The organism is Streptomyces sp. NPDC029164 (assembly GCF_055563995.1).
Genome location: NZ_JBVHWW010000022.1, coordinates 1 through 18,722, shown reverse-complemented (window position 1 = coordinate 18,722; position 18,722 = coordinate 1). Strand labels below are relative to the sequence as shown.

Annotated in this window: 15 protein-coding genes; 7 read left to right on the top strand and 8 right to left on the bottom strand. The window is 72.3% G+C overall.

What is annotated here, in order from left to right; all coding sequences use genetic code 11:
- Positions 1–333: 333 nt before the first annotated feature.
- From ACZ4VT_RS21615 to ACZ4VT_RS21600, 4 genes are read left to right on the top strand one after another with little or no spacing between them, the layout of a single operon-like run.
- Positions 334–1,560: an MFS transporter gene (locus ACZ4VT_RS21615; RefSeq protein ID WP_467951794.1), complete on the top strand. Its 1,227-nt coding sequence runs from the start codon at positions 334–336 to the stop codon at positions 1,558–1,560.
- Positions 1,561–1,617: 57 nt separating this feature from the next.
- Positions 1,618–1,860 carry an acyl carrier protein gene (gene acpP, locus ACZ4VT_RS21610; protein WP_362807891.1) on the top strand — a complete coding sequence of 81 codons (243 nt, stop codon included), beginning with the start codon at positions 1,618–1,620 and terminating at the stop codon, positions 1,858–1,860.
- Positions 1,860–3,041: a beta-ketoacyl-[acyl-carrier-protein] synthase family protein gene (locus ACZ4VT_RS21605; RefSeq protein ID WP_467951791.1), complete on the top strand. Its 1,182-nt coding sequence runs from the start codon at positions 1,860–1,862 to the stop codon at positions 3,039–3,041. The genes acpP and ACZ4VT_RS21605 overlap by 1 nt, the downstream gene beginning before the upstream one ends.
- 16 nt (positions 3,042–3,057) lie before the next feature.
- Positions 3,058–4,221, top strand: coding sequence for an 8-amino-7-oxononanoate synthase (locus tag ACZ4VT_RS21600; RefSeq protein ID WP_362807894.1), 1,164 nt, complete (start codon positions 3,058–3,060; stop codon positions 4,219–4,221).
- 232 nt (positions 4,222–4,453) lie between these two features.
- Here the strand turns inward: ACZ4VT_RS21600 and ACZ4VT_RS21595 are convergent, their stop codons facing one another.
- The 4 genes from ACZ4VT_RS21595 to ACZ4VT_RS21580 all read right to left on the bottom strand — a co-directional run bounded on the left by ACZ4VT_RS21595 (position 4,454) and on the right by ACZ4VT_RS21580 (position 11,112).
- Complete coding sequence (locus tag ACZ4VT_RS21595; protein ID WP_467951789.1) at positions 4,454–5,701, bottom strand: cytochrome P450; 1,248 nt, start codon at positions 5,699–5,701, stop codon at positions 4,454–4,456.
- Positions 5,702–5,906: 205 nt separating this feature from the next.
- A complete protein-coding gene (locus ACZ4VT_RS21590) occupies positions 5,907–6,455 on the bottom strand; it encodes a streptavidin (protein ID WP_467951977.1) in 549 nt (182 codons plus the stop codon).
- Positions 6,456–6,774: 319 nt separating this feature from the next.
- Complete coding sequence (locus tag ACZ4VT_RS21585; RefSeq protein ID WP_467951787.1) at positions 6,775–10,602, bottom strand: nSTAND1 domain-containing NTPase; 3,828 nt, start codon at positions 10,600–10,602, stop codon at positions 6,775–6,777.
- Between the two features lie 147 nt (positions 10,603–10,749).
- Complete coding sequence (locus ACZ4VT_RS21580; protein WP_467951785.1) at positions 10,750–11,112, bottom strand: hypothetical protein; 363 nt, start codon at positions 11,110–11,112, stop codon at positions 10,750–10,752.
- Between the two features lie 321 nt (positions 11,113–11,433).
- Here ACZ4VT_RS21580 and ACZ4VT_RS21575 point away from each other — a divergent pair, with 321 nt between their 5' ends.
- Together ACZ4VT_RS21575 and ACZ4VT_RS21570 are read left to right on the top strand one after the other, a co-directional pair.
- Positions 11,434–12,621: a right-handed parallel beta-helix repeat-containing protein gene (locus tag ACZ4VT_RS21575; protein WP_467951783.1), complete on the top strand. Its 1,188-nt coding sequence runs from the start codon at positions 11,434–11,436 to the stop codon at positions 12,619–12,621.
- A gap of 34 nt (positions 12,622–12,655) precedes the next feature.
- Positions 12,656–13,720 (top strand): methyltransferase, encoded by a 1,065-nt coding sequence (locus tag ACZ4VT_RS21570; protein WP_467951782.1) that lies wholly within the window; start codon positions 12,656–12,658, stop codon positions 13,718–13,720.
- A gap of 129 nt (positions 13,721–13,849) precedes the next feature.
- On the opposite strand, the gene ACZ4VT_RS21565 is transcribed toward ACZ4VT_RS21570, so the two are convergent.
- On the bottom strand, positions 13,850–14,107 hold the full coding sequence (locus ACZ4VT_RS21565) for an acyl carrier protein (RefSeq protein WP_361765685.1): 258 nt from the start codon (positions 14,105–14,107) through the stop codon (positions 13,850–13,852).
- A 13-nt stretch (positions 14,108–14,120) separates the two neighbouring features.
- Positions 14,121–15,311, bottom strand: a complete 1,191-nt coding sequence (locus tag ACZ4VT_RS21560; RefSeq protein ID WP_467951781.1) for a SchA/CurD-like domain-containing protein — start codon at positions 15,309–15,311, stop codon at positions 14,121–14,123.
- A 102-nt stretch (positions 15,312–15,413) separates the two neighbouring features.
- Between ACZ4VT_RS21560 and ACZ4VT_RS21555 the strand changes: the two genes are divergently transcribed.
- Positions 15,414–17,129 (top strand): FAD-dependent oxidoreductase, encoded by a 1,716-nt coding sequence (locus ACZ4VT_RS21555; protein WP_467951779.1) that lies wholly within the window; start codon positions 15,414–15,416, stop codon positions 17,127–17,129.
- An 86-nt stretch (positions 17,130–17,215) separates the two neighbouring features.
- Here ACZ4VT_RS21555 and ACZ4VT_RS21550 read toward each other — a convergent pair whose 3' ends face one another.
- Together ACZ4VT_RS21550 and ACZ4VT_RS21545 are read right to left on the bottom strand one after the other, a co-directional pair.
- Positions 17,216–17,755, bottom strand: coding sequence for a hypothetical protein (locus tag ACZ4VT_RS21550; protein ID WP_467951777.1), 540 nt, complete (start codon positions 17,753–17,755; stop codon positions 17,216–17,218).
- Positions 17,756–17,918: 163 nt separating this feature from the next.
- Complete coding sequence (locus ACZ4VT_RS21545; protein ID WP_467951775.1) at positions 17,919–18,554, bottom strand: TetR/AcrR family transcriptional regulator; 636 nt, start codon at positions 18,552–18,554, stop codon at positions 17,919–17,921.
- Positions 18,555–18,722: the final 168 nt, after the last annotated feature.

Genomic DNA, 18,722 nt, shown 5'->3' with positions numbered 1-18,722 from the left:
GGCACTTCGTCGGAATCACGCGTTGACAAACGATCCGAATGCGACCATCGGTCCATTGCATTTAAGCCACGGCTACGTGTGGGGGCCAGGGTGTGACTGAAAATCGGCGATCCTTGCCGATCAAGTCGTCGGCAGGGCGGCGTTTTTCGGCCAATGGTCGGCGTGATCGCCCTCACGTAAAAGCCGTTTTTGCCGGGACACGCTTGCTGGTACGTTGATCGGAACAACCCCGTTCGTACAGCCGGTTCACGAGATCGGCTCGACTTGAAAGGGGAGCTCGGAAATTCACGATCCTGACATGTGTGATCGCGCTCAGGGTCCCCGGGAGGCGTCGTGCCCCACAAGGTGATTCTGGCGCTTCTCGCGGTCGGCTCCTTTGCCGTCGGCACCGACGGATTTGTCATCAGCGGCATTCTTCCGCGCATCGCCGGTGAACTGGACGTGTCCGAACCGGTGGCCGGACAGCTCGTCACGGCCTTCGCGCTCAGCTACGCGATCAGCGCACCGGTCCTGATGACCCTGACCGCCGGCCTGTCCCGGCGCGTCATGCTGCGCGGCTCCATGCTGGTCTTCCTGCTCGCCAACGTGCTGGGCGCGCTCGCCCCCACCTACGGGGTGCTGATGGCGGCCAGGATCCTGGCCGGGATCAGCGCCGCCCTCTACATGAACACCGCCGCGGCCACCGCGACGGCGCTCGCGGGGGAGCGGTACCGGGGCCGGGCGGTGTCCCTGATCATCGGCGGGCTCACGGTGGCCACGGCGCTCGGTGTGCCCGGCGGTACGCTGGTCGGACAACTCGGCAGCTGGCGCCTGACGCTGGCGCTGGTGGTGGCACTGGCCCTGCCCGTGTTCATCGGGCTGTTCCTGGTGCTGCCGGCGGTGCCGCAGCCGCCGGTGATCAGCATGCGCGACCGGGTGCGGATCGGCGCGCAGCGCCCGGTCCTGCTGGCCGTGCTGGCCAACCTGTTCGCGGTGGCCGGCTGCTTCACCGTCTTCACCTACCTGGCGGCCTTCACCCGGGCCACCACGGGCATGGACAACGCCGGCGTGAGCATCGTCCTGCTGGTGTTCGGCGTCGCCGGCGCGGTCGGCAACGCGGTCGGCGGCAGGCTCGGCGACCGCATCGGGGCGGAACGCACCTTCACCGCCTCGGTGTCGGGCGTCACGGCGGCCATGGCACTGCTGGCGGTACTGGCGAGCTGGTTCGCCTCCGACTCGACGGTCGTGGTGGCGGCCTTCCTCGCCGTCACGGTCGCCTGGGGAACGCTCTACTGGGCCGAACCGCCCACCGCCATCCACCGCGTGCTGGACCTGGCCCCCACCGCCCCGAGCGTGGCCATCTCCGTCAACAGTTCCGCGTCGTACCTCGGCGTGGCCCTGGGCGGCGCGGTCGGCGGGGCGGTGCTCGACAGGCTCTCGCCGGCCGCCCTCGCCTGGGCGGGCGCCTGCCTGGAGCTGATCGCTCTGGCGCTGGTCGTCCTCCCGAGGGTTTCCGCGGGTCGCGAGGGCCGGGCCGAGACGCCCGCCCACGCGCTGCCGGAGCCCGCGCACAACAAGTGACCTTGAAAAATATGAAACATCGACAATTCATCTCATGTTGGGGGAGGTTGGCCACCCGTGGCTAACGACGACGTTTTCGACCGGCTCACCACCTGCGCCGTGGACGTCTTGCAGGTCAAGCAGGAGTCCGTGACCCCGGACGCGAGCCTGACCGAGGACCTGGGCGCCAGCAGCCTCATCCAGGTGGAGCTGGTCATGGCCGTCGAGGAGGAGTTCGGCATCTCGGTGCCCGACGAGGCGGTGGAGGACATCCACACCGTCGGGGACCTGCACCGGCTCATCCTCTCGCTGGTCGCGTGATGGCAGGCAAGGAGACAGGGGCACGACGCGTCGCGATCACCGGACTCGGTGTCGTGAGCGCCTGCGGCACCGGGGCGGAGGCCTTCTGGGAAGGCCTCTTCCGGACGCCGCCCGACGGCCACCGGGAACTGCCGGACTGGGATCCGTCACCCTGGATGGACGTCCGCGAAGCCCGGCACACCGACCGGTTCACCCAGTTCGCCGTCGCCGCCGCCGACATGGCCCGCCGCGACGCGGGCCTCACGGAGGTGGACGCCGAACGCAGCGGCGTCGTCGTCGCCACCGCGCTGGCCGGCGTCAGCACCTTCGAACGGCAGACCGTCATCCACCACGAGCGCGGCGGCCGCCGGGTCTCCCCGTTCCTCGTGCCGATGATGATGGCCAACGCCGCCGCCGCGACGGTGGCCATGCGCCAGGGCTGGCGCGGCCCGTGCGAGAGCCTGGAAACCGCCTGCGCCGCGGCCACCCACGCCATCGGACACGCCGCACGGATGATCGCCGACGGCACCTGTGACCGGGTGCTCGCCGGCGGCACCGAGGCCGCGATCACGCCCACCATCGTCGCCGGGTTCACCAACATGCGGGCCCTGTCCGCCTCCGGCCGTACCCGGCCCTTCGACGCGGAACGCGACGGCTTCGCCATCGCCGAGGGCGCCGCCGTGCTCGTCCTGGAGGAATGGGACACGGCGGTGGCGCGCGGCGCCACCCTCTACGGCGAGGTGCTCGGCTCCGGCAGCACGGCCGACGCCCACGACATCACCATGCCCGCACCCGGCGGCGGCGACGCCGCCCGGTGCATCCGGCTCGCCCTGGAGGACGCCGGGGTGCGCCCGGAGGACGTACGGCAGATCAACGCGCACGGCACGGGCACCCTGCGCAACGACGAGGCGGAGACCAACGCCATCCTGTCGGTGTTCGACGAGTGCCCGCCGGTGACCTCCACCAAGGGGGCGACCGGGCACGCGTTCGGCGCCGGCGGTGCGCTGGAGGCCGTAGCGGTGCTCCTGTCCATGCGCCACCGGCTGATACCGCCGACCGTCGGCCTCACCACGGTCGACCCGGCGCTCGCCGTGGACGTGGTGACCGGCGAGGGCCGCACGTGGCGGCCCGGCCCCGCCCTGACCCAGTCGTTCGGCTTCGGCGGCCACAACGGCGTCCTCGTCCTCGGCCCTGCCGGATAGCGTTCGGAGCGAAGCGATGGAAGCAGAGCGACACAGCGATCCGGGCGACGTGTTCGCGTGGATCGACGACAGTACGCGGCGCAGGGACCGGGCGGGCCTCACCCGCCGGGTCCAGGTCCGCGGGGCCCGGCCGAACGTGATCGACTTCGGCGGCAACGACTACCTCGGCCTCACCCGCCACCCCGACGTGGTCCGGGCGGTGGCCGACGCCTCCCTGACCTGGGGCGCCGGCTCGACCGGCTCCCGGCTGGCCACCGGAACCACGGAAGTCCACGTCGAACTGGAGCGGGAGCTGGCCGAGTTCAGCGGGGCGGAGGCCGCGCTGGTCTTCTCCTCCGGCTACCTCGCCAACCTCGGCGCGGTCACCGTACTGGCCCGCCCCGGCACGCTGATCGCCTCCGACGCGTTCAACCACGCCTCCCTGATCGACGGCTACCGGCTGTCGGGCGCGGACGTGGTCGACACCGCGCACGCCGATCCGCGGGCGCTGGAGCGGGTGCTCGCCGAACGGGAGCAGCAGCGCGCGGTGGCGGTCACCGAGTCGGTGTTCTCCGTCGACGGTGACCTCGTCGATCTCCGGGCCGTCCTCGACGTCTGCCGCCGCCAGGGCGCCGGCCTGCTCGTCGACGACGCGCACGGGTTCGGCGTCATCGGCGAGCGCGGCCAGGGCGCGGTGGCCGCCGCGGGGCTGACCGGCAGCCCCGACGTGGTCACCACCATCACCCTGTCGAAATCCCTGGGCGCACAGGGCGGAGCCGTGATCGGCCCCCGCCGGGTGATCGACCACGTCATGAACATGGCCCGCAGTTTCCTGTTCGACACCGGGCTCGCCCCGGCCTCCGCGGCCGGCGCCCTGGCGGCGCTCCGGGTGCTGCGCGCCGAGCCGGACCGGCCGGCCCGGACCCGGGCCGTGGCGGTCACCCTCGCCGAGCGCCTCGCGGCCACCGGACTGCCGGTGACCGAGGCACAGGCGGCCGTGGTCTCGGTCCGCGGGCCCTCCGCCGCCCAGACCGCGAAGTGGGCGGAGGACTGCCTGGCCGACGGCGTCAAGGTGGCGTGCTTCCGCCCGCCGTCGGTACCCGACCGGTTCTCCCGGATCCGGCTCACCTCCCGCGCGGACCTGACCGAGGCCGAGATCGACCGCGCGATCGACGTGGTGGTCAAGCACAGCCCCTGGTAAGGGGGTTGTCCTGGGCCGACGCGACGCGACGCGACGCGGCCCGGCCCGGCCCGGCCCGGGCCGAGTCCCCGTCATGGTCCTCGACCCGGCGTGGAGCGCCGCCGAAGCACCGGCCGGCCCAAGGGCGTGGTCCGACCACGGGCGCGTGCGGAGCATCCTCCTCGACGGTCTTTCACGGGAGGCGGGAGGTCATGTGGACGGACAGCGGCCCGTCGTCGCGGTGGCGCCCTGTTCAGCCCCGTTCCACCAGGACCTGGAGCGGGGCCCGGAAGGAGAGCAGCGCCAGCATCTCGGGCGAGGACCGGTCCGCGAGCCTGAGGTCCGGGAGCCGCCCGGCGGTCATCCGCATCACCACATCGGCCTCCATCCTGGCCAGTTCGGCGCCGGAGCAGCGGTGACGGCCCAGGCCGAAGGACAGGTGCCTGCGGACGTTGGCCCGGTGCGGACAGAGCCGCTCGGGGTTCTCGAAGACCTCGGTGTCCGAGCCGGTGGACGAGAGCATCAGCAGCAGCGGCGCCCCGGCCGGGAGGTCCACGCCGGACAGGGTCATTGGCCGGCCGGTGACCCGCCGCCAGGTGGTGATGGGCGGATCGCGCCGCAGCACCTCCTCGGTCCAGGGCGCGACGGTCTCCGGCGCCTCGGCGAACCGCCGCCACAGGCCGGGCTCCCGGAGGGCCCTGCGATACATGGTGCCGAGCATCTGGGTGGTCGTCATCTGACCGGCGATGATCATGAAGTAGACCACCGCGGCCTTCTGGGTCACGCCCAGCGGCTGCCCGTCCGGCAGCCGGTGCGCGGCGAGCGCGCCGAGCAGCGTGGCCTCCTCGGGTGCGGGTTTGGAGACCAGCGCCGTGAGCCAGGCGTAGAACTCGGCGGCCTCACGGGCCAGCGCCACCTCGCGCTCGCCCCGCGGCCGCCCCCAGAACAGTTCCAGGGACGCGTCGCTCCACCGGGCCAGGGTGTCGATGTCCACGTCGATGGCCGATTCCAGACCGAGCAGCCGCAGCATCACCCGGAAGGGCACGTCCCGTGCGAGGGTCGTCGCCAGATCGCACGCACCGTCGGCGGCGAGCCGCCGCTCGACGTCGTCGAGCGCCTCCGTCACGACGCTCTCGACCATCGGCACCGAGGCATTGACGGCCTGGGCGTTGAACAGCTTCGTCATGATGCGCCGATAACCGGCGTGGCTGTCCGAGCTGTTGTTTGCAAGCGTTTGCGGGAGGTCGAAACTGACCCGTGCGAGAACGCGAAGCGTCGGCACCGAGAAGCGTCCGATCGCGTCGATCGCATTGTCCGGCAGGAAATTCTCCGGGTCGAGGAGAATGGAGCGCACGTCCTCGTACCGGCTTATCAGCCAAAGGCCCGTGTTGTCGTCGTACTTCACGGGTTCTTTCGCGCGGAGTGCGGCCATCGCCGGATAGGGGTCGAGCGCGTACCCCTGGTCGAACAGATCCACACTGCCCACGGGCATGGTCACCATCACGTCAATCCCACCTTCCCCCCGGCCGATGGTACCGAGCCGTCGTGATCACGCCGCCTGCCCGCCGGGGACGCGCCCGTGAGACGCATCTCGCGCGGACGGCGCCGGGGCGGGGTCCGCGGCCGGACGGGCCGTCCGGAGGGATCCTCCGGACGGCCCGCACGCGTTCGGTTCGGCGTATCGCCGCCGGGTGCCCGGACGCGTCCTACTGCTGGACGGCGTCGAGCGGGTTGCCGTTGTTGACGCCGGCCTTCTTGGCCGCGTCGATGGCGGCGGCGGACGGCTTCACCTTGGTGAAGGTGTCGTGGCCGACCAGGGTGGACTTCCAGGTGTCGGCCGCGGTGGTGCCGGAGGTCAGCAGCCACTGGGTGTTGATCTTCGCCTCGGCGCCGCCGACGTACTGGCCGCTCCACGTCGTGGCGGAGTGGGCGTTGCGGAAGTTATTCTTCCAGGCCACCGTCCAGCCGAGGGCGGTGCCGGTGCCGTCGGCCGGGGCGGTGTCGTAACGGCCGGTCAGGACGTAGCGGCTCTCGGCGTTGCCGACGGCCGACTCGTAGGTGCCGGTGAGGCCGCCGTCGGCGTTCGCGGTCACGATGAAGGTCGAGCCGAGCTGGTTGTACCAGGTACCGGTGATGCCGGCCTCGGCGGCCGGGACCTGGGCCTTCGCGTCCTTCGTGGGGTCCGCCGAGGCGCTGGCCGCAATCCCGACGGTGGTGAGCGAAACGGCGATGGCTGCGACGACGATCTTGCGCATGTGAGACACGAAAAATACTCCCCTAGGTGTTGCCGACGGGGCGGCCGACGCGCATGTCGCGCGCGTCGTCCGTATCCCGCCCGTCAAGGTGTGTGACCTCGGCCGTGCACCTGACGGTGCCGGTGGGCAAGCAGCAATACGGCATGGGCCTTTGGCGGCAGAACAGGATGGTCGAGGTCCGGGTCGATGATTGCCAAGGGCACATGTTCGGTGGAAATCGTACTATCGCCAAGGGGGTTCGCAGCAACGTTTTCTGCAAAGGAATTTCGGCCAAACTGTGGCCGAGTACGCACCTCGCCCCCGTCAACTCCGGTTCCGTTCAGCCACTCCCCGGCCGGTCGGGCCCTTCCGCAACCCGCCGGATCGCCGCCAGCCGCGCCCCCACGTCCAGGTTCCACAGCCGTACGGTGCCGTCCGTGCTGCTGCTGGCCACCGTCCGCCCGTCGGGGGCGAAGACGACCCCCCACACCGCGCTCGTGTGGCCGGACAGCGCCGCCACCGTCCGGCGCCCCGCCACGTCCCACAGCCGCACCGTACGGTCGTTGCCGCTGCTCGCCAGCGTGCGCCCGTCGGGGGCGAAGGCGATGCCCCGCGCGGAGCCGGTGTGGCCGGACAGCGCCGCCCGGAACCGGTGGCCGCGCGCGTCCCACAGCCGTACGGTCCCGTCGTTGCCGCTGCTGGCGAGGGTCCGCCCGTCCGGGCTGAAGGCAACCCCGCGCACGGCGCCCGTATGTCCGGTCAGGGCGGCCAGCGGACGGCGCCCCGCCACGTCCCAGAGACGGACCGTCAGATCGTCGCCGCCGCTCGCCAGGGTGCGTCCGTCGGGGCTGAACGCCACGTCGTTGGCGAAGTCCGTGTGCCCCGTGAGGGTGGCCAGCGGGCGGCGCGCCGCCACGTCCCACAGCCGTACGGTGCCGTCCGAGCCGGCCGAGGCGAGCGTCCGCCCGTCAGGGGAGAAGGCCACCGCGAACACGGTGCCGCCCAGCCCCGCGAGCGTGGCCGACGGAGCGCCCGCCGCGACGTCCCACAGCCGTACGGTGCCGTCCGAGCCGGCCGAGGCCAGGGTCCGCCCGTCGGGGGAGAACGCCACCGAGAACACCGTCTCGCTGTGCCCCTCGAAGGTGGCCAGCACCCTGCGCTCCGCCACGTCCCACAGCCGCACCCGGTGATCCGCCTCCGCCGTCGCCAGCAGCTTTCCGTCCGGGCTGTACGAGGCGTGCCAGATCTCCGTGAACGGCCGCGAGGTCAGCGCCGCGCCCCGCAGGTCCCACAGCACCACCGACTGGTCGAAACCGGCGGTGGCCAGCACCGTGCCGCGCGGGTCCACGGCCACCCCGAGCACGTAGTCGGTGTGCCCGGCCAGGGTCGCCGTCAGCCGGCCGCCGGCCGCGTCCCACAACCGCGTCGTCCCGTCGCCGCCCGCGCTGACGACCGTCGTCCCGTCCGGTGTGTAGGCGACGCCGTTCACGTCGTCGCTGTGCCCGGTCAGGGTCGCCGCCGGCCGCCGGACGGCCACGTCCCACAGCCGCACGGTCCGGTCCACGCCCCCCGTGGCGACCGTACGGCCGTCCGGGGCGAACGCCGCCCCCAGCACCTCGTCGGTGTGCCCGGTGAGCACGGCCAGCGGGAGGGCCTCCACCGGATCCCACAGCCGTACGGTCCGGTCGGCACCGGCCGAAACCAGCGTCCGGCCGTCCGCGGCGTACGCCAGGGCGTTGACCCGCCCGGTGTGGCCCGCCAGGGAGGCGACGGCGCGGTGGTCCCCGGCGGTTTCCCACAGCCGGACCGTCCCGTCGGCGCAGGCGACCGCAAGCGTCCGCCCGTCGGGGGCGAAGGCCACGGCCCGGGCGCCCGCCGTGCTCGCGGGGAGCACCCCCTTCGGACGGTGGCCGACGGTGTCCCAGAGCCGGGCCGGCCCGTCCGTGGACGCGGCCGCGAGGGTCTGCCCGTCGGGGCTGACGGCGACCGCGCGGACCCGCCCGGGCATCGTGAAGGTGGCGAGGGCGCGGCGGTCGGCCACCCGGCGCAGGGTCACCGTCCCGTCGGAACCGGCCGTGGCCAGCGCGCCGTCGCCCGGTGAGAAGGCCACCGCGTTGACGGGCCCGCCGTGCCCGTCCAGGCGGGCGATGAACGGCTGGGACTGGGTGCTCAGCAGCGCGCCCCGGGCCTCGCTCGTCGGCGCGGTCCGGTAGGCCTCCCCGGCGAGCAGCATCGAAGCCTCCGGCTGGCCGGCGGCCAGCGCCGCCGACTGCAGGGCGAGCGCCCGCGAACGCGCGACGCGTTCCTGGCCGAGCGCCCCCGCCCGCTGCTGGTAGGCCAGTCCGCCGGCGCCCACCGCGAGCACCAGCAGGACGACGAGCGTGGCCAGCATCCGCTGCCGCAGCCGCACCTGGCGCGCGGCCTGCCGCTCGCGGCTGTCGTGCGCCTCCTGGCCGGCCCGGAGGAACGCCGCCTCCAGGGGCCCGAGCCGGCTCCTGCCGTCCAGCTCGTCGGCCCAGGAGCGTGCGGTGTCCAGCCGGGTCCCGCGGTAGAGCGCCGACGGATCCCGGCCCTCGCGCTCCCACTCGGCGGCGGCGTGGGCCAGTTGTTGGTGGATCAGGAGCCCGGCCCGGTCGGCGTGGATCCAGCCGTGCAGCCGTGGCCAGGCGTGCAGCAGCGCCTCGTGGGTGATCTCGACGCTGTCGCTGTCCATGGTGATCAGGCGGGCCCGTACGAAGGTGTCGAGCGCGGCCGCGGCCGGGCCCGCGTCGGCCAGTTGTTCCATCAGGGCGGTCCGGCTCATCCGGCGCCGCGCCGCCCCCGTGCCCTCGGCCACGTGCACCAGCCGCACCAGAACGCGGCGCAGCGTGTGCTGCTCCGCCGGGTACAGGCGGGCGAACACCTCCTCGGCCGTGCGGGCGATCGCCCCCTGGATGCCGCCGGTGCGCTCGTACCCGGCGACGGTCAGGGTGGCGCCCTCGCGCTGCCGCCAGGTGGCCATGAGGGCGTGGGAGAGCAGCGGCAGCGCGCCGGACGGCGTCCGGTCCGGCGGATCGTCGCGCAGTCCGACGTCGCGCAGCAGCAGCGGGACCAGGCCCGGTTCGAGGGTGAGACCGGCGAGCTCGGCCGGCCGGGTGATCGATTCCCGCAGTTCCGCCAGGGACATCGGGGGCGGCACGAACAGCCCGCCGGTGAAGACCGGGGCCAGCTCCGGAAGGTCCAGACAGTTCCCGGAGAAGTCCGCCCGTACGCCGAACACCACGACGGCGGGGGCGTGACCGGCCGGCGGCGCCGGGCCGGACGCGGCCAGCGCGCAGAGCACCCGGACGAACGCGCGCCGCTCGTCCTCGTCGGGGCAGAGCGTGAACAGCTCCTCGAACTGGTCGACGAGCAGCACCGGACGAGGGGGAGGCGGCCGCCGGTCCCCGGAGCCGTCCGGGGGACGGTCCGAGAGCCGGTGAACCGCTTCGAGCAGCGCGTGCGGGCGGTCCCGCAACTCCCGTGCGGTGATGCCGAGATCGCCGCCCAGCGCCTTCGCGGCGCGGTCCAGCAGCTCCTCCACCGGATGCGCGGTGGGAGTGAACCGCACCACCGGCCACCTGTCGGCGCCCGGCATCGGGAAGCCTCCGGCGCGCCGCAACGCCGGTACCAGACCGGCGTTGAGCAGCGAGGACTTGCCCGCGCCCGAGGGGGCGACCAGCATCAGCGGGCCGACGCCGATCCGCTCGAAGACCCGTTCGACCAACTCGGCCGTGGCCCGTTCCCGGCCGAAGAACCACCCGGCGTCCCGCGCGGTGAAGGCCGGCAGGCCGAGGTACGGACACGCGCCGTCCGCCGCCGGTCCGGCGTCGGCCGGCCGTTCCGCGCCGGCGGCGGCGCCGGGCCCGGGCGCTCCCGTCTCCCGGACCATCCGCAGCAGTTCACCCCCCGCCCGCAGGACGTCGTCGCAGCGCCGCGCGACGTCGACGGTGACGCGCTTCGAGCCGGTCTCGATCTTGCTGAGGTAGCCCTTGCTGTAGTGCGTCTGCCGTGCGAGGTCCGCGAGGGACAGGCCGCGTTGCACCCGCAGACGTCTCAGCTGCGCGGGGAAGTGCACCGCGGTGTCTTCGGATTCGTGCTGGTGATCGGTGTTCCGCCGGCGGTCCGGATCCCCCAAAACATCCCCCATGGCAATGCGCGCCCAGGCAGCGAGATGGCGCTGCCCAGGCTACCGCGAGGGTGGGCCGGAAAGCCGGATCTTCCAGCCGGTATGACGAGCACAGGAACCCCGGGAGCCGCTCGCGCGGCGGCTCCGGAGGCTCTTGCCGCGGGGGTGCTACCGGTTGAGTCGGATCGAGTTGACCGGCGTGAGGTCGGCGTACACACCGGTCTTGGCGGCGATGGGGCTGCCGCAGCCCGCGCCGTTGGAGCCGGTGCACAGGTTTGCGGTCGCACCGCCGTACTGATTGTTGAGCACCCAGTGGTTCCCGAACTGGTTGCGCAGGTTGTGTGCCCCGTACGAGTGGAAGACGTGCGTCGGCTTGACGGCGGGGTTCTGGTTCTGAGGGTAGATGCAGACCGCCCCCTCCGGGCATCCGGCCCACGCGTCGACAGGCTTGGCCTCGACCGAACCGCTGAGCGCGAGGACGGCGGTGGCGGCGGTCGCGAGGGCGGCGAGGCCGCGGAACATCTTGTGCATGGTTTCCCCTGGTGGTTCTTGCCTCCTGCGGACGACTTCAGCCTGCCGCCGCCGGGTTCCGGGGTCGACGGGTTGCCCGTTGCCCCTTGCCGGAGCGCCCGGGAAACCCGCTGCGACCAGCCCGGTCGGGTCAGCGGGGGCAACGGCTCGTGGCGCGCTCTCCGGCTCCGGGTGACGAGGCGTCACGACGTGGGGTCGGGACGGAGTCGGCCCGGGCCTCAGCGCCACTCCTGAGGAGGTCACATTGCGCCGTTTGGGCACGGCATGTGTCCTTCCGCTCACTCGGTGTGGCGAATTGCCCTAATCGCCCATAACTTCTGCATGGTGACGAACCGACAACTCAAGTCCCTCATGTGCATCGCAGTCGTCATGGCCGCAGGGCTCGGCGTGGCCGCGCCACCCGCCGCCGCGGCCGGACGCCGAGTGCATCCGGGCGACTCGATCCAGGACGCGGTGGACGCCGCACGGCCGGGCGACATCATCACCGTGATGCCCGGCACCTACTACGAGAACGTGCTGATCACGAAGCGGCTGACCCTGCGGGGATACGGCAGCCGTACGGTGATCAGGCCACCGGCCGCCGAGGCCGGGCCGGCCTCACCCGCGGCCTCCGCCGTACCCGCGGCCTCCGCCGTACCCGCGGCCCCCGCCGCACCCGAGGCGTCGACGGGAGCGGCCCAGGCCGGGCCGGGCGCGCCCATGGCCCCCGTGCGCGCCGCCACCGCCTGCTCGCAGGCCGACACCGGCATCTGTGTCATGGGGACGCCGGAGCAGAGCGTGAACCGGGTGAAGATCCGCGCGCTGACCGTCTCGGGCTTCAAGCGGAACGGCATCTGGGCCTCGTACACCGACCGGCTGAGCGTCGAGCGGGTGATCTCCGAGAAGAACGGCACCTGGGGCATCGCCCAGGAGCGCTCCACCCGCGGCGTGTTCCGCGGCAACATCGCCCGCGACAACACCGAGTCGGGGATCTTCATCGCCAACACGGTGCAACGGGAGGGCGGCGCCACCGACACCCTGGGCGCGGTGGTCCGGCGCAACAAGCTGACCGGCAACCGGATCGGAGTCACGGTCAGGCGGGTCCGGAACCTCTCCGTCAACGGCAACACCCTCACCGGCAACTGCGGCGGCATCTTCGTCGTAGGCGACGAGGGCGAGCCGGGAGCCGGCGCCATGACCATCCGCGGCAACCTGATCCACGAGAACAACAAGTTCTGCAAGGGCAACAGCCGCCTCCCCGACATCCAGGGCGTCGGCATCGTCCTCACCGGGGCCGAGGAGACGGACATCCGTTCCAACTCCATCCGCGGCAACGTCGGCGCCTCCCCCCTCTCGGGCGGAATCCTGCTGTTCAAGAGCTTCGTGGGCGCGACGAACACCGACAACGTCATCCAGGACAACGTGGTGCGGGACAACCGGCCGGCCGACCTGGCCAATCAGGGCACCGGAACGGGCAACCGGTTCGTGGGCAACCGGTGCGGGACCTCCGTACCGGCCGGGATGTGCTGACCGTGCTCCACCGCACCGGAAGAATCGAGGCCGTATGACCACGGTAAGTTCCACCTCCACCCCCACCACCGTCCCCGTTCCCCCGCACACCCCCCAGCCCGCGATGCGGCTGCGGGAGCTCGTGTTCGGGGCGGCCGTCGCCGGGGCCGTACGGGCCGCCGCCCGCCTCGGCGTGGCCGACGCCCTCGGCGCGGAGCCCACCGCCGCCGCCGAGCTCGCCGCGGCGGTGAACTGCGAGCCCCGGCCTCTGGAACGGCTGCTCCGCGCCCTGGCCTGCTACGGGATCTTCGAGGAGACCGAGGACGGGAAGTTCGTCCACACGGAGATGTCCCGGCTGCTGCGCGAGGACGACCCGCAGAGCCTGCGCTACATCTCCCTCTGGTGCACGGAACCCTGGACCTGGCAGGCCTGGCCGCGCCTCGACGACGCCGTGCGTTCCGGCGGGAGCGTGTTCCAGGACCTCTACGGCAAGGGGTTCTTCCAGTACCTGCACGAGGACGCGCACGAGTCGGCCCACGTGTTCAACCGGGCCATGACCACCTCCAGCATGCAGTCGGCGCTGGACGTCGCGGAGCTCCTCGACCTCACCGGGGTCTCCGTGGTCGCGGACATCGGCGGCGGCCAGGGGCACGTACTGGCGAGCCTGCTGGAGAAGCACCCGGCGGTGCGCGGCGTCCTGCTCGACCTGCCGGGCGTGGTGGCGAAGGCGGATCCCCGTCTGCGGGACGGCGGCGCGCTCGCCGAGCGGGCCGGCATCGTCCCCGGGGACTGCCGCGAGGCCATTCCTGTCGAGGCCGACATGTACATCATCAAGAACATCCTGGAATGGGACGACGAGAGCACCCGCAGGACCCTGCACAACGTCGTCTCCGTGGCCCGCCCCGGAGCCAGGGTCGTCATCATCGAGAACCTGGTCGACGACACCCCGTCGATGAAGTTCACCACGGCGATGGACCTGCTGCTGCTCCTCAACGTGGGCGGCGCCAAGCACACCAAGGACAGTCTGTGCACCCGGATGCGGGACGCGGGGCTGGTGATCGGAGAGATCCGTCCGGTCAACCCGTACCTGCACGCGTTCGAGTGCACCGTGCCCGGCTGAGCCGGCCCACCCCGCACGGGAGCACCGGCACGGGACCACCCGGGCGCCACAACGCCTCGAGACCGGCGGGATGAGCCGGTCTCGGGGGCGTCGGCACGCGGACGGGCGGCGCCCGTCCGTCCGAACGCGTCAGGCCTTGGTCGCCAGGGCGTTGTTGACGAGGTCCAGGAACTCGCGCGGCGACTTGCACCGGTCCGCGTCGGCGGGCAGGGGCCGGCTGTGCCGGTTCTCCAGTTCGCCGACGATGCCGAGGAGCCCCAGGGAGTCGAGCCCCCACTCGTCGAAGCCCGAGTCGGGGCGGCTCGCCATGGCCGCGGGGTCGACGTTCACGCCGGCCCCCTTCTTCATCAGGGCGGCCAGTTCTTCCATGGTCAGTCGAGGGGTCATGACGGCCATCTCCTCAGGCTTGGTCCGGCGTACGCCGGTCGGTGATCAGGCGCATCTCAGAGCGCGCGAGGAAGCGTGAGATCTCCTGGTCCGTGGTGGGGACGCCGTCCTTGGCGCTGTCGAGCAGCCGGGCCAGCACCGCCGCCTTGTGGCCGCCCTCGACGCCGAGCGTCAGGGCGGGCCGGGCGTCGAGCGGGCCCCGCATGTCGAGGAGCCGGACGACGATGTCGTCGCGCTCGAACAGGGTGCTGGCCTCGATGGGGTTGGCCGGGTCGTCCACGGCCGCCTCGTCCTGGCCGGCGAGCAGCCGGGCGAGTTCCATGCCGCACCCGTTCTTGGCGGGGTAGAACAGCGCGTGCCGCCGGACGTCCGCGTGCTCGCGGCCGCCGCCCGCCACGTGGTGCACCGCGGGGAGCGCCGCACGGGTGAAGAACATCCGGGCGGATCCCGGGTCGCTGAGGTCCCGGTCCTGTTCCAGATACGGGTTGATGGCCTCCTCCAGGGCCCGCACCTCGGGTTGCAGGGCCACGTGGCGCAGTGCCGCGAGGAGGTCGCCCTCCACCTCGACCGCCCGTACGACCCGGTTGCCGTGCATGAAGAGCGAGGTGCGCCGCAGCCTGGTGTTCTCGTCGACCCGCGCCTGCGGGGAGGTGTAGCCGGCGAGCAGCTCCGCCACGACGGCTTCGCTGCCCGGCTTCACGGTGAAGGTCAGGGCGTGGCGGACCACTCCGTCCCCGCGCCGCGGAGCGACCTGGAGGCGGTCCCCGGACCGGTTCCCGAAGTGCGCGGTGGCGGCGTCGGGGCCGAACCCGGGATCGGCGCCTGCGGCCGAGGGGGAGGGGGAGCCGACGGGGACGGAGCCCTTGCCGGTCACCCGCAGGACGCTGAATCGCAGCGAGCGCGTGTCCCGTACGCAGCCGTGGAGCGGCTGGACCGACGCGACGTGCTCCTCGCTGTTGACCCAGGCCAGGAACCGCGGTGCGCTCTCCCACTCACTGGTGATGAGCCACTGCGACGGGTTCTCGATCGACTGGCACAACTCGTCGCTGATGTGTCCGGGGACGGAGGACACCTGCTTGCGGAGATGCTCGTAGACCTCCAGGAACTGGTTCTGCGCACCGTCGTACAGATCCAGCAGCAGCACGACCCGAAGCCTCGAGCCGTCGAAGGCGGACTGGGATATCCGTTCCGACAAGGTTGTCATCGTTCACACTCCTTCGAGACCACACGGTCGCCACGGGGCGGCGCCACCCGAACCGATCGTTGTCCCGTAGTCCGCTCGGCGCGAGAGGAGAGAACCAAGCGGGTGAACGAGCGAGGGAAGCGCCCTCGTACAGGGCATGGAAGAGCCATGAAGGAAAACGTCGACCACCGCGTCCCTGTCCTCATCGTGGGCGGCTCGCTGGTGGGCCTGTGCACCTCGCTGTTCCTCGGCCGGCACGGCATCAGCCACATGCTGGTCGAGAAGCACGCGGGTACCTCGATGCACCCGCGAGGACGCGGTATCAACGTACGGACCATGGAGTTGTTCCGCGTCGCCTGTGTCGAGGACCGGATCCGCGAGGCCGCCTCGGTCCTGGCGGACAACCACGGCATCCTGCAAGGCGGCTCCCTCACCGGTGAGGACCAGGAGTGGCTGTTCGAGCAGATCGACCCGGGGGGTGCGCTCGCCCGTTTCAGCCCGTCGGCATGGTGCCTGTGCAGCCAGAACGACATCGAGCCGGTCCTGATGTCCGTGACCCCCGGGCTCGGAGCCGACCTGCGGTTCTCCACCGAGCTCCTCTCCTTCGAACAGGACCCGGGCGGTGTGACCGCTCTCGTGAAGGACCGCGAGACCGGCGAGCACAGCACGGTGCGCGCGGACTACCTCGTCGCCGCCGACGGGCCGCGCAGCCCGGTGCGGGAAGCGCTCCGGATCGGCCAGACCGGTCCCGGGGACCTCTTCCACAACGTGAGCATCACCTTCCGGTCCCGCATGCTCGCGGACGTGGTCGGCGACCGGCGCTTCATCGTGTGCTACCTGACCAAGCCCGACGCCGACGGGGCCCTGCTGCCGGTGGACAACAGCGAGCGGTGGGTCTTCCACGCGCCGTGGCACCCCGACCGCGGCGAGACCCTGGAGGACTTCACCGACGAACGCTGCGTCGAGCACATCCGCCGGGCCGTCGGAGCGCCCGACCTGGACGTCGAGATCACCGGGAAGGCCCCGTGGCACGCGGCCGAGCGGGTCGCGCAGCGGTACGTGGCCGGCCGGGTCTTCCTGGCCGGTGACTCCGCCCACGAGATGTCCCCCACCGGCGCGTTCGGCTCCAACACCGGTATCCAGGACGCGCACAACCTGGCCTGGAAGCTCGCCGCGGTACTGGACGGCGCGGCCGGCCCCGGGCTGCTGGAGACGTACGAGGCCGAGCGGCTTCCGGTGGCGCGGGCGACGAGCGAGCGCGCCTCGGCCCGCTCCGCCGAGCACAGCCACCCGGGGTACGAGCCCGACCCCGAGACCGTCCCCGGGGCCCAGCCCGAGCCCGCCCAGGGCGGGGGCGGACGGCAGGGCGGTGTCCTGTCCGTGGCCATGGGCTACCGCTACAACCAGGGCGCGGTCCTGGGCACCGATCCCGACCAGCCGGTGGTGCCCGAACGGATGCGCCTGTGCGGCGAACCGGGCACGCGCGCGCCGCACATGTGGCTCCACGTCCCCGGGGAGGAGCAGCCGAAGTCCACCGTGGACCTCTACGAGCGGTCCTTCGTCCTGCTCAGCTCCGAGGGCACGCCGTGGAGCGGGGCCGCGGGATCCGTCGCCAAACGGATGAACGTGCGCCTGGACGCCTACGCCATCGGCACCGGACCGGAGGCCGACCTGATCCCCGCGAGCGGCGGCGACTGGGCCGAGGCGCACGGCACGACCGCGGCCGGGGCCGTCCTCGTCCGCCCGGACGGCTTCGTGGCCTGGCGCTCGGAGGAGGCCGTGGCGGACGAGGAATCGGTCCTCTACAAGGTCCTGACCACCCTGCTGGACCGGTACTGACGGCCGGGCCCGGAACGGGAAAGCGCGCCGCCCCCGCGTCATCCGCGGGTTGCGGCGCCCTTTCCGTCGGCCGGGACCCGGTCAGGTCACCGGACCGGCACCGACTTCGAACCGAGCTCACCCGGCGTCTTCGGCACCCACGGCGCCACGGCGGTGGCCTCACCCGGGTCGGGCTCGGCCATGCTCACCCGGTAGGCGGTCTCGCGGTCCACGCTCACGGGCAGGACGTGGAGCTGTTTGATCTGGTGGGTGTCGTGCAGGTAGAGCACGACGGTCTGCCGGTACGAACCCTCGTCGTAGAACTCCGCGGTGACCCTCCCGGCCGCGCCCGTACGGAACGCGGTGATCCAGTTCTCGGCGGTCTTGCGGGTGGCGGCCTTGTCCTGCCGGTCGTCGCCCAGGGCCGCCAGCTCGCCGGCCTTGCCGTCGGCGATCCGCCAGACCACCTGCTGGGTGATCCCCAACGTGTCCCTGGACGGATACCCGACGACGGCGAGCGGCGCGTGGCTGCTGTAGTCCCCGGCGTACTCCACGTCGTCGGCGTAGCGCTCCGCCGAGCACGCGGTCAGCGCGCCGAGGGCCGGCACGCAGACGAGGGCGGCCCGCAGGGCCGGTCCCGGCCTCACCGGGACGCCGCGGAGAAACGAGTGGCCATACTTCCCCGGTCTTGTCGGTGAGCCCCGGTGCTCCGGTGCTCCAGGTGTGAGAGGAGCAACGTAGCGCTCTGACCAGGAAGTTCGATCTCGGAAACGGACAACGGGGACGCAATCGACGCCTTGGTGACGCAATTCACGCCATGGCTGGCTCAGATCCTTGCGCGCCGTCGGCGCGCTCGTCCCCGACGAGACCCGCGACGTGGTCGGTGACCGTGTCGAGGATGGCCGTGGAGATCGTCGCGTCGCCGAGCACGAGGTGGTTGAGCGTCAGCCCGTCCGTCATGGCGGCCAGATAGCGGGCCAGTACGGTGACGGGGACGCGGAGTTCGAAGCCCATGTGGTGGCGGAGCCCCTCGACGAGCTCGGTGTAGGTGTCGGCGTACCGTTCGTACTGGCGTCGCGCCAGGTGCTCGAAGCCGGGCCGGCGCAGGGCGTACTGCGTGAGTTCGTACGTGAGCATGTGCTCGCCCGGGTGCGCGGACACGTGGTCCCAGTACGCCTGGAAGCCGGCCCGGACGGTCTCGCGGAGGGTGGCCTTCGGCTGGATCGCCTCCTTCACCACGGTGATGCTGTGCTCGGTGATCGCCGTCATCACGGATTCGAGCAGGGCCTGCTTGGAGTCGAAGCAGTAGTGGAAGACGCTCAGTGACACGCCCGCCTCGGCGGAGATCGACCGGGTCGTCGTCCCGGCCACCCCGTCGCGCGTCATCGCTCGGATGGCGGCCTCGGTCAGCTGCCGGCGCCGGTCGGCCGACGGCATCCGTGCCATGGGCGATCCCCTTCGGTTCGTGCCGCGGTGCCGTGCCGTGCTGTTCGGGGGAGGCGGGCGGCGGTGGGAAGGCGGCCGGGGGGGGGGGGGGGGGGGGGGGGGGGGGGGGGGGGGGGGGGGGGGGGGGGGGGGGGGGGGGGGGGGGGGGGGGGGGGGGGGGGGGGGGGG